This window comes from Helicobacter sp. UBA3407 (assembly GCF_949747025.1).
Lineage (GTDB): Bacteria > Campylobacterota > Campylobacteria > Campylobacterales > Helicobacteraceae > Helicobacter_D > Helicobacter_D ganmani.
The window spans coordinates 1-9,994 of sequence record NZ_CATKCB010000144.1; the positions used below are offsets into that span (position 1 = coordinate 1).

The 9,994-nt window shown below is 36.8% G+C and carries 13 protein-coding genes and 1 tRNA gene; 10 read left to right on the plus strand and 4 right to left on the minus strand.

What is annotated here, in order from left to right; translation table 11 throughout:
- The 4 genes from Q1553_RS05200 to fdhD all read left to right on the plus strand — a co-directional run.
- Window positions 1-366 (plus strand): molybdopterin dinucleotide binding domain-containing protein (locus Q1553_RS05200; protein WP_300842792.1); only part of this gene is annotated, 366 nt, incomplete at its 5' end.
- Between the two features lie 10 nt (window positions 367-376).
- Entirely contained in the window at window positions 377-1,006 is a 630-nt protein-coding gene (gene fdh3B / locus Q1553_RS05205; RefSeq protein ID WP_115552215.1) for a formate dehydrogenase FDH3 subunit beta, read from the plus strand.
- 9 nt (window positions 1,007-1,015) lie between these two features.
- Window positions 1,016-1,975 carry a formate dehydrogenase subunit gamma gene (locus Q1553_RS05210; protein WP_297570399.1) on the plus strand — a complete coding sequence of 320 codons (960 nt, stop codon included), beginning with the start codon at window positions 1,016-1,018 and terminating at the stop codon, window positions 1,973-1,975.
- Window positions 1,975-2,769, plus strand: a complete 795-nt coding sequence (gene fdhD, locus Q1553_RS05215) for a formate dehydrogenase accessory sulfurtransferase FdhD (protein ID WP_297578854.1) — start codon at window positions 1,975-1,977, stop codon at window positions 2,767-2,769. Before Q1553_RS05210 ends, fdhD begins: the two co-directional genes overlap by 1 nt.
- A 100-nt stretch (window positions 2,770-2,869) precedes the next feature.
- Here the strand turns inward: fdhD and Q1553_RS05220 are convergent, their stop codons facing one another.
- The 4 genes from Q1553_RS05220 to Q1553_RS05235 all read right to left on the minus strand — a co-directional run bounded on the left by Q1553_RS05220 (window position 2,870) and on the right by Q1553_RS05235 (window position 5,119).
- Window positions 2,870-3,535 (minus strand): FkbM family methyltransferase, encoded by a 666-nt coding sequence (locus tag Q1553_RS05220; protein WP_300842793.1) that lies wholly within the window; start codon window positions 3,533-3,535, stop codon window positions 2,870-2,872.
- Window positions 3,463-3,843: a hypothetical protein gene (locus Q1553_RS05225; RefSeq protein WP_300697123.1), complete on the minus strand. Its 381-nt coding sequence runs from the start codon at window positions 3,841-3,843 to the stop codon at window positions 3,463-3,465. The genes Q1553_RS05220 and Q1553_RS05225 overlap by 73 nt, the downstream gene beginning before the upstream one ends.
- Before the next feature lie 79 nt (window positions 3,844-3,922).
- A tRNA-Leu gene (locus Q1553_RS05230) sits at window positions 3,923-4,007 on the minus strand.
- 50 nt (window positions 4,008-4,057) lie between these two features.
- Window positions 4,058-5,119: an agmatine deiminase family protein gene (locus tag Q1553_RS05235; RefSeq protein WP_297579900.1), complete on the minus strand. Its 1,062-nt coding sequence runs from the start codon at window positions 5,117-5,119 to the stop codon at window positions 4,058-4,060.
- Window positions 5,120-5,183: 64 nt separating this feature from the next.
- On the opposite strand from Q1553_RS05235, the gene Q1553_RS05240 reads away from it, so the two are divergent.
- From Q1553_RS05240 to feoB, 6 genes are all read left to right on the plus strand, one after another.
- A complete protein-coding gene (locus tag Q1553_RS05240) occupies window positions 5,184-5,813 on the plus strand; it encodes a hydrogenase-4 component G (protein WP_297570395.1) in 630 nt (209 codons plus the stop codon).
- Window positions 5,814-5,827: 14 nt separating this feature from the next.
- Window positions 5,828-6,853: a tRNA (adenosine(37)-N6)-threonylcarbamoyltransferase complex transferase subunit TsaD gene (gene tsaD / locus Q1553_RS05245; RefSeq protein ID WP_115552211.1), complete on the plus strand. Its 1,026-nt coding sequence runs from the start codon at window positions 5,828-5,830 to the stop codon at window positions 6,851-6,853.
- A 60-nt stretch (window positions 6,854-6,913) separates the two neighbouring features.
- On the plus strand, window positions 6,914-7,408 hold the full coding sequence (gene tpx / locus Q1553_RS05250; protein WP_115552210.1) for a thiol peroxidase: 495 nt from the start codon (window positions 6,914-6,916) through the stop codon (window positions 7,406-7,408).
- 18 nt (window positions 7,409-7,426) lie between these two features.
- A complete protein-coding gene (locus tag Q1553_RS05255; protein ID WP_115552209.1) occupies window positions 7,427-7,978 on the plus strand; it encodes a YqiA/YcfP family alpha/beta fold hydrolase in 552 nt (183 codons plus the stop codon).
- A 164-nt stretch (window positions 7,979-8,142) separates the two neighbouring features.
- Window positions 8,143-8,373, plus strand: a complete 231-nt coding sequence (locus Q1553_RS05260; RefSeq protein ID WP_297570394.1) for a FeoA family protein — start codon at window positions 8,143-8,145, stop codon at window positions 8,371-8,373.
- Between the two features lie 3 nt (window positions 8,374-8,376).
- Window positions 8,377-9,994, plus strand: a 1,618-nt coding sequence (gene feoB / locus Q1553_RS05265; RefSeq protein ID WP_300842794.1) for a ferrous iron transport protein B, incomplete at its 3' end; no start/stop codon positions are given.

Consider the following 9,994-nt stretch of genomic DNA (forward strand, 5'->3'; position numbering starts at 1 on the left):
GGTGCAGAAACAAGAAGTGCGAAATATCTAGCAGAAGTAGAGGGCGAAATGTTTGTAGAGATTCACCCCGATAAAGCTGCGGAGATGAATATCAAAAATGGTGATATGCTTTGGGTATATGGAACAATGGATACACGCATTTTAGTTCCTGCTAAACTTTCTACAAGAGTGGATTACAATAGCGTTTGGTTGCCACAAAATTTCTCGGGAATGGACCAAGGCAAATCAAGACTTGAAAATTATCCTGAAGGCACAAAACCTTATGCGATTGGAGAATCTGCTTGTATGGTTGCAAGCTATGGGTTTGATTACAATTCTGCTTGTCCGGAAACAAAATGTGGTTTGTGCCGCATAGAGAAAGCATAAGGAGTAGAAAATGAGTAATACAATTCCAAGCAATCTTGAGAATTTCTCAAGAATCAAATTTTATTGCGATACAAATCGTTGCATTGAATGCCACGGGTGTGATGTGGCTTGTAAAGAAGCACATCATTTACCTGTGGGTGTCAATCGCCGAAGAGTTGTTATGCTAAATGAGGGAGTCGTAGGCAAGGAGACTGCAGTTTCTATTGCTTGTATGCACTGCTCTGATGCACCTTGTGCGCAAGTGTGTCCAGTGGATTGTTTTTATATTCGTGCAGATGGAATCGTTTTGCACGATAAAAAAACTTGCATTGGCTGTGGATATTGTCTTTATGCGTGTCCTTTTGGCGCGCCACAATTTCCAAAAAATGGTGTGTTTGGCTCACGCGGAACAATGGATAAATGCACTTTCTGTGCAGGAGGTCCCGAAGAGACCAATAGTGAGGAAGAATATCATCTGTATGGACAAAACAGAATTGCTGAAGGTAAAGTGCCAATGTGTGCGAGTATGTGTTCTACGAAAGCTCTGCTTGCTGGAAGCAGCGAAGAAGTTTCAAACATTATCACACATCGTGCGACTGTGCGAGGAGAAAATATCCCCAACGCTGTGCCTAATGTGTGGAAAACGGCGTATGGCAACTAGGAGGATTCTATGAGAAATTTATTGAAATTCTTTAGAATCTTTATGTTGGTTTTATTTGTGGCAGGAGCTAGTCTTTCCTTTGGGGCAAACCCAAGTGTGCCACAAAAAGATGGTAAGCAATATGCAGAGGTGATTAGCGGAAATAATGCTTTGATTGCACCAAGTGATAGAGCAAATCCAAAAATCTATGGTGGTCCGGAAGTGGAGGCGATTAAAACTTGGGGGATTGATTCTCCCAATTCTTATGGTTTTGGTGAAATCTTTACGCTTTTGCAAGGACATTATTTTTCTGTTATTTTTGGGATTCTTATTATTCTAGTGCCTTTAGCCTTTTTGGGTCATTTTATGGTGATTGGACAAAAGAAATTCAATCACGGAAAGAAAATTCGCGTCTTTTCTAGTTACAATATTTTCGTGCATTGGTGTGCAGCAATCCCTTTTGTTGCTTTGTGCTTGACGGGCTTAGTTATGGTCTTTGGTGATAAGCTAGGTGGAGGAGGATTCGTTCGCTTTGCAAGAGATGTGCATGGAATCGCAACGATTGTTTTCGCAATCTTTGGTGTGTTGATGTTCTTAATGTGGTTTAAAAGTGCATTGCCTAGAGCTTATGATATTGATTGGCTTATGATTATGGGCGGATATTTAAGCAAAGAGAAGAAGCCAATTCCGGCAGGGAAGTTTAACGCAGGACAAAAAATGTGGTTTTGGGTTTGCACTTTGGGCGGATTTGCAATGGTGATTTCTGGCGCTTTTATGTTTTTTCAATTCAGCGATATTAATACTTTAAGAATGATGGCGTTAGCGCACAATTTTATCGGATTTTTAATTGTTGCTTTATTGATTACACATATTTATATGGCAGTCTTTGCGATTGAGGGAGCTTTACATTCAATCATTGATGGACATATGGGTGAAGAGGAAATTGCAATTTTGCATAGTTATTATTATAAAGAAATCAATGCGGCGTAATGGAATCCTATTATCAAGCGTTGAAAATTGAAAGAATCTCTCCTAGTGGGTTTGGGGGAGATTCTTTAGGATTTGTAGAAGATTGTGTGATTGCAGAGGAGCGCGTTGGCTTTTATCTCAATGGCAAAAAGCTACTTTCAGTTATGAGTATCCCAAAAGAACAAGATTGTCATATCGTTGGGTTTTTGATAAGTGAAGGTGTGATTAATGATGTATCACAGATTCGTCGTTTGGAGATTGCAAAAGACGGAAAATCTGTTGCAATAGAAGCAGAGATTGTAGAGGAGAATCTTAAGAATCTCTTTCGCGAGAAAACATTAACTTCTGGCTGTTGTGTAGGAGTTGCTGGGAACTTGGAGGGACATATTATAGAGCGGTTTGTGGAATCTGATAGGAAGATTTCGTGTAGTGAGCTTTTTGAGTGTTTGCAATGCTTTGAATCCCCAAGTGAAATGTTTGAGAAGACAGGCTGTGTGCATAAAGCAATGTTGGTTTTGCAGGATTCCACACTTATTTGTGAGGATATTGGGAGACACAATGCGATTGACAAAGTAATGGGAAAGGCGCGTTTGCAAGGGCTTGATACACGCAATGCGATTCTTTATGTGAGTGGAAGATTATCGCTTGAAATGGTGATTAAAGCAGTGATGCATAACATTCCTATTGTGATTTCTAAGGCTGCTGCTACTCTTATGGGAGTGAAAGCTGCGCAAGAGACAGGAGTAACGCTTGTGGGTTTTGCGCGTGGCAAAAGAGCAAATATCTATACGCATAGTGGGAGAATCACAGAGTAGGGAGACTTTGGGATTTTATAATTTGGCTGCTTTTGTGATTCTGCAAAAGAGGCAAAATGGACAATTCTAGGATTCTATCTAATTAAGCCTTTTTTAAAAATTAAGAAAACCGAATCGGAATTTCTGGATTTGCAAGCCAAGTAGGAGAATCCAAATCTTTTAAGATTCCTTGCTCTATTTTTTGACTTTCATTGAAACCCAAATCTTTCAAGCATTTGCGGTTAATGTAGCTAACCTCTATGGAGGTGCTAAAAAACAATCCTCTAGAATAAAAGATTTTGCCGTGATTATTAAAATGCAAATGAATGGGGCAGAAATGCTTATCTAAACGCCTAAGTTGTGTGATTCTTTGATGAAATCCACTTTTTTCTTCGGGATTGCAGCCGTGGAATTCAAAAATGACCTGCGCAAAGTTTTGCGCCAAAGTTTCTATATTGATATTTTCCAGCATTTCCCATTCTGCATTTTCAATATCAATTTGCAAAATATTCGCCTGTGTGGAATCTAGCTGATTGTCCTTGAGAAGTGTTTCCAATGTAATAGTAGAATCGCTATTATTTGTTGCAACGAATTTTTTGTGAAAAGTAATATTGGGGTGTGTGTAGGGTGAATGTGTGATACTTCCATCATATTCTATCACTAGATAGCCAATCTCCGCCATTTCTAAATCCCAAGGAGAATAATCGGAAACTCCTAGTGAAATTGCCTTTGCATTTTGCAAATAGGGGCTATTTGCCCCCCCCCCATTTTTAGAAGAGGGCGACACATCACATATCCTCCGTCATTTTCGCCACCGATTCTAACGAGTGCATTGCGTTGGATTTTAAGAGGACGTAGAATCGCTAAATATTCTTTGATTTTTGTATAAACTTGGGAGTTGTGGTTGATTCGGAGGTAGTTTCTATCTCTGTCTTGCAAAAGAAGTAACAAGGTTTGCTTGTCTTTTTTGTTGATTTTGGCATTTGTAATGCAATTGGACATTAGAATTTGATATTGAAGGAGATTGTTTTGCTTGACTTGTGAAATAAGAGTATTGAAAGATTCTTTTAATGAGGCAAAATCGTGTGATTCCATTTTGTTCCTTTGCAAGTTAAAGTTGTGATTATAGAGTAAAATCAAAAAATTTGATAGTTTTTGAAGTGTAAAGTAAAAATGGTGCGGAAAAGAGGACTTGAACCTCCATGCCTTGCGGCGCTAGATCCTAAGTCTAGTGCGTCTGCCAGTTTCGCCATTTCCGCTTAATTTCAAAAATAAAGCGCAATTCTACTGAAATATTCTTAAATATACTTTATATTTTAAGATTCTTAAGAGCTTTAAAATTTAATGTCTTTTTTGGAAATTGCATACTAATACAATGCAAACTCCCGTGTTGTCGGATTAGCACAGAACAATCAATGGGTATGACTTCGTGTTTTGGGCAAATGTTTTGCAGAATCTCTCTTGCAAGATTATCATTGGAATCTTGATAGGTGGGAAGTAAAATCCTCCCATTTAAAAATAAAAAGTTCGCATAAGTTGCGGGAAGTCGCTCATTATCAAAATACTTTGCGCCAACAAAAGGTAATTCAACGAGTTTGAAAGGCTCGCCTTTTAGGTCGCGCAATTTTTCCAACTCCTTTTTCATTGCAAGGAGCGCGGGATAATGTTCGTCATTTTTGTCCGCACAACCCACATAGACAATAGTTTTTTTATCTACAAAACGCGCAAGAGTATCAATATGGCTATCGGTGTCATCACCACTTAAATAGCCAGAGTTTAGCCATAGAATCTGTTGAATCCCTAGAGTTTTTTTGAGTTTTTTTTCAAGTTGTTTTTGTGTATAGGTTGGATTGCGGTTGTCCTCTAGCAAGCATTGTGTGTTGGTAAGCAAAATGCCAGCCCCGTTACTTTCTATGCTCCCACCCTCTAAAATTAAATTTTCTGTTTTAATGTTTTTTAAGATTCCAAGTTTAGCAAGTTCGCGTGTGATTTTGTTGTCAAAATTGGAAGCAAACTTCAATCCCCAACCATTAAATCCAAAATCAAGTACAATGTTTTGATTGTTTTTTGTAATCGTGATACCTCCAAAATCACGCGTCCAAGTATCGTTACTAGGAATCTCTACGCAATATAGACGAGAAAGAAGTTTTGGATTCCAGTCTTTTTTGGCAAAATAATTGTTTATGTAATCTTTGGTAGATGTTTTATTTTCACACACAAGCAGACAAGATTCTACCTGTAAAATTGGATAAATAATTTCGCAATATGTATTGCGCGCTTCGTCTAAATAAGGCTTCCAATCTGAATTTTTATGTGGAAAAGAGAGCAAGATTCCATCTTGTTTTTCCCATTCTGCAAAAATTTTTTTCATTTTCTATACTCTTTTTAAAAAAATTGACGATATTATTACATAAATTTTTGTCAAGGAGGACAATATGGCAATGAATATTTCTAGTAATTCTACAAAAAGTAGTTTTGAGTATGCAAACGATTTGCAAAATGCAATGAGTTCTAATCCGCTTAAAAAGGACGAAACTTCGGCGGAAGATAGAAATAAAAAGATACAAGAAGCGGCTTCAAACATTGATGCAAAGTCTTTGGTAACAGGTTATATTATGCAATTTCAAATGAATGTTACGATTTCAAGTGAGACAAATTTCTCTTCGCAAAATGGGCTTTTTGGTTCAAATACAAGTGCGATGAATGACCCTTTTAAACTAAGTGGGATTCTAAAAGGTTTGGATTTAAGTTCTATTGGCTATGATGGGAAGCCTATTCAAGAACTTACACAAGATGAAGCAAAAGCATTAATTGCAGAGGACGGATTTTTTGGTGTTGCAAAAACATCAGACAGAATCGCAGATTTTGTTTTAGCTGGTGCAGGAGATGATGTTGAGAAATTGAAAGCTGGTAGAGAGGGAATCATCAGAGGTTACAATCAAGCAGAAAAAGCTTGGGGTGGTAATTTGCCTGATATTAGCAAAGAAACTTTGGAAAAAGCTTTAGAAAAAGTAGATAAAAAATTAGCAAGCTTGGGTGTAAATGTTTTAGACCAAAACGCATAAACTAAGAGAATCTTTTGAGTGGGCTTATCTTAAGTATTGAAAGTAGTTGCGATGATAGTTCTATCGCACTCACTCAAATTGATTCTAAACTTTTAATCTTTCATCAAAAAATATCTCAAGAAAAACAACATTCTGCTTTTGGTGGCGTCGTTCCAGAGCTTGCAAGTCGCCTGCACGCAGAATCCTTACCTCTTATTTTAGAGAAAGTCAAGCCTTATTTTAAGGAAGTAAAAGCTATTGCCATTACCACAGAACCGGGTTTAAATGTAACTTTAATGGAAGGTTTAATAATGGCAAAAACTTTGGCTTTTTCATTAAATATTCCAATCATTGGTGTAAATCATTTAAAAGGGCATTTGTATTCTTTGTTCTTAGAATCTGAAGCAGTTTTTCCTCTAGGAGTTTTGCTTGTTTCGGGAGGACATACACTATTGCTTGAAGCACAGGGATTCCACGATATTAGCATTTGCGCACAAAGCCTAGATGATAGTTTTGGTGAAAGTTTTGATAAGGTAGCAAAAATGCTCTTGCTTGGTTATCCCGGCGGACCAATCGTGGAATCTTATGCGAAACAGGGAAAGAGTGATATTTATAATTTTCCTATTCCATTGCGTAGCAAGAAGCAATATGCCTTTAGTTTTTCAGGATTAAAAAATGCGGTAAGAATGCAAATTGAAAGGGAAAAGGAATCCAAAGGGATTTTAAGTGAGGAATTTAAAACAAACCTCTGTGCTAGCTTCCAAAAATCTGCCATAACGCACTTGATGCAAAAATGTAAAATATTTTTTGAGCAGAATCGTTCCAACTCTCATCAATGGAAGCATTTTGGAGTCGTAGGTGGAGCAAGTGCCAATCTTGCTTTAAGGGAACAAATAGAAAAGATGTGCAGGGATTATGGTGTTACATTATTGCTTTCTCCTTTGGAATTTTGTTCGGATAATGCCGCAATGATTGGACGCGTGGCAATAGAATCTTATCAACTTGAAGAATTTGATACCATTTATTCTCTGCAAACTCGCCCAAGAATTGAAGCATTTTAATCTAAAATTTAGTTTCGTTATTTAATAATAAAAACTCAATTAATTTTTTAAGGAAATAAAATGGTAACTTTTAAAGGTAACGCAGTAACACTTGCGGGTAAAGCAGTTCAAGTTGGAGATAAAGCACCAAAGGTTGATTTGGTAGCAGGAGATTTAAGTGTCAAAAGCGTAGGTGGAGCAAGTGGTAAATACCAAATTATCAATGTTGTACCTTCTTTGGATACAGGAGTTTGCGCAACACAAACAAGAAAATTTAATGAAAAAGCAGCAAATATTCCTAATACACAAGTTTTTGTTGTTTCTCTTGACCTTCCTTTTGCTCAAGGCAGATTTTGTTCTACTGAAGGAATTGAAAATGTAATTGCATTGAGTGATTTTAGAAATAAGGATTTTGGAGATTCTTATGGCGTGATTCTAGCAGGTTCTCCATTAGAGGGCTTACTAACACGCGCAGTATTTGTTGTCAATCCTGATGGACAAATCGTGCATAAAGAAATTGTAAGTGAAATTACAAGCGAGCCAGATTACGAAGCTGCATTAAAAGCTGTAAAATAATTTTTTGGGAGTTTAGTCGTGTTGTTGTATTTGCATGGGTTTCGTAGTGTTGGATTATGTTACAAAGGGAAACAAATCATCACTTTTGCGCCCGATGCACTCACGCCTAATCTCTCCTATGTGCCAACTTTGGCAATTGCTCTTGCGGAATCTTTGATTGCAGAATATTCCAAGACACACAAAATTTGCTTGATTGGAAGTTCGCTTGGAGGTTACTATGCAACATTTTTGGCGCAGAAATATCACCTTAAAGCCGTTTTGGTTAATCCTGTGATAGATGCTTATAAGACTTTATTGCCAGCAATTGGGCGCGTCAATGTTCCATATCAAAAGACTTCCTTTTTTTGGAGTTTGAATTTGGTAGAAAGTTTGAAGCAATATTTTGTGGATTCTATTACTCCAGAGTTATATTGTGTGCTTTTGCAAAAGGGCGACCAAGTGCTTGATTACAGAATCGCAGCACATAAATTTAAGGATTCTAAACTGATTATTCAAGAGGGTGGCTCACATCATTTTGATAATTTTATGTCTCAAAAAGACACAATTTTAAAATGGGCAGAAGAGAATTAAGTCCAACAATCTCCAAATAAAAGCTAGTTAATCCATCTTTTATCCCACCACTTTTTATGAAATTTCTAATTTTATAAAATGATAATCAATTTTAATATTGTTTTAACTTTCTAAAAGTTACAATATCCTAGATTAAAATTTGAAAATTAGGTGGAGATATTGAAATGACAATTAATGCACTCAAAGATGGAGAATATGGAGTGATTACGCATTTGGGCGTAGATGGGCAATTAAGGGATAGACTCTTTAGTTTTGGAATCTCTAAAGCAAAACAAATCAAAAAGCTTGAAACTTCTCTTGGTGGTTCTACAATTTTGGTTGAGTTAGATAGGAATTGTATCGTTTTGCGCGCAGAAGAAGCAAATGCGATTGAAGTAGAAAGAGTGCGGGAGTAAATAATGGCTGAAACAAAACAAATCCGAATTGCTCTTGTTGGACAACCCAATGTTGGTAAAAGTTTGTTGATTAATGCGCTTTGTCATTCCACGATGAAAGTAGGAAATTTTCCGGGTGTTACGGTTGAAAAAGCTGAAGCAAGCACTTCATATAAAGGATATGTGTTACAAATTGTAGATTTGCCCGGCACTTATTCGCTTTATGGTTATTCAGAAGAAGAAAAAATCACAAAACATTTTGTGGAATCTAATGATTATGATTTGATTGTTAATGTGGCAGATTCTACAAATTTGGAGCGTAATTTACTCTTAAGTGCGCAGTTGCTTGAAATGCAAAAAAAGATGGTTTTAGTCCTTAATATGAGCGATGAGGCACGCAAGGAGGGGATAAAAATCAAGACAGAATCTTTAAGCGAATTGCTTGGGATTCCAAGTGTGCAAGTTTCTGCACATACAAAAGAAAATTTAGAATCTCTCTTAGATGTGATAGTGGCAACTTACGAAAAGGGACAAAATGCAAATAAGCGTATTTATAGCAATGCAATTGAGACAGAAATTTTGCATTTAGAGGAATTTATCAAAAATAAAAAAGATGTAAGCATAGAATCGCTTGGCTTAAGTGCGCGTCAAATTGCGATTTTGTTGCTAAAACAAGAGGAAAAAACCTTTCAAATTTTACATAAAAAACCTATTTGGATGGAATTATCTAAAAAACTGCAAGATTCTTTAAATAATTTATATACAATTTATGATACACCCTCTAATAAAGAAATTTTTTTGGAAGATTTAAACGCGTTCGTGCAGGGCTTGATAACGGAAACCGTGCATTATGAGGGTAAAGAAAAGCAAGGTTATACGCATAGTATTGATAAAATTTTGATTAACAAATATGCAGGGATTCCGATTTTTTTGTTTTTTATGTGGGTATTGTTTCAGCTTACCTTTACGCTTGGTGCGTTGCCAATGGATTTAATTGATAGCTTTTTTGGTTGGCTTGGAGAGTCAATCAAAGAGAATATTGAAAGTGAAAGCCTTGCTTCACTGCTTGCAGATGGAATCATTGGCGGTGTAGGAGCAGTCGTGTTGTTTTTGCCCAATATCGTGATTTTATTCTTTGGAATCGCATTGTTAGAGACAACGGGTTATATGTCTCGCGTTGCGTTTTTATTGGACGGATTTTTCCATAAATTTGGCTTGCACGGAAAAAGTTTTATTCCGCTTGTAACAGGATTTGGTTGTTCTGTGCCCGCCTTTATGGCAACGAGGACTTTGAAAAGCCGCAAAGATAGATTATTGACGCTTTTTATTATTAATTTTATGAGTTGTGGTGCAAGATTGCCTGTATATGTGCTTTTTGTTGGAGCATTTTTTCCAGCACAACAAGCAGGAAATTGGCTATTTGGAATCTATATTTTAGGCGCATTGTTGGGATTGGTAATGGCGAAGATTCTTCGCTTGACTGCTTTTAAAGGTCCAGATGAACCTTTTGTTATGGAGATGCCAAAATATCGTATGCCAAATTGGAGATTGGTATGGTTTGCGATTTATACTAAAGCAAAAATGTATCTTAAAAAGGCAGGGACTTTTATTTTGGCAGCCTCTGTTTTGATATGGTTTGCAA

Coding starts and splice junctions, on each gene's coding strand:
- fdh3B (WP_115552215.1), top strand. CDS start 377: ATGAGTAATACAATTCCAAGCAATCTTGAGAATTTCTCAAGAATCAAA.
- Q1553_RS05210 (WP_297570399.1), top strand. CDS start 1,016: ATGAGAAATTTATTGAAATTCTTTAGAATCTTTATGTTGGTTTTATTT.
- fdhD (WP_297578854.1), top strand. CDS start 1,975: ATGGAATCCTATTATCAAGCGTTGAAAATTGAAAGAATCTCTCCTAGT.
- Q1553_RS05225 (WP_300697123.1), bottom strand. CDS start 3,843: ATGGAATCACACGATTTTGCCTCATTAAAAGAATCTTTCAATACTCTT.
- Q1553_RS05235 (WP_297579900.1), bottom strand. CDS start 5,119: ATGAAAAAAATTTTTGCAGAATGGGAAAAACAAGATGGAATCTTGCTC.
- Q1553_RS05240 (WP_297570395.1), top strand. CDS start 5,184: ATGGCAATGAATATTTCTAGTAATTCTACAAAAAGTAGTTTTGAGTAT.
- tpx (WP_115552210.1), top strand. CDS start 6,914: ATGGTAACTTTTAAAGGTAACGCAGTAACACTTGCGGGTAAAGCAGTT.
- Q1553_RS05260 (WP_297570394.1), top strand. CDS start 8,143: ATGACAATTAATGCACTCAAAGATGGAGAATATGGAGTGATTACGCAT.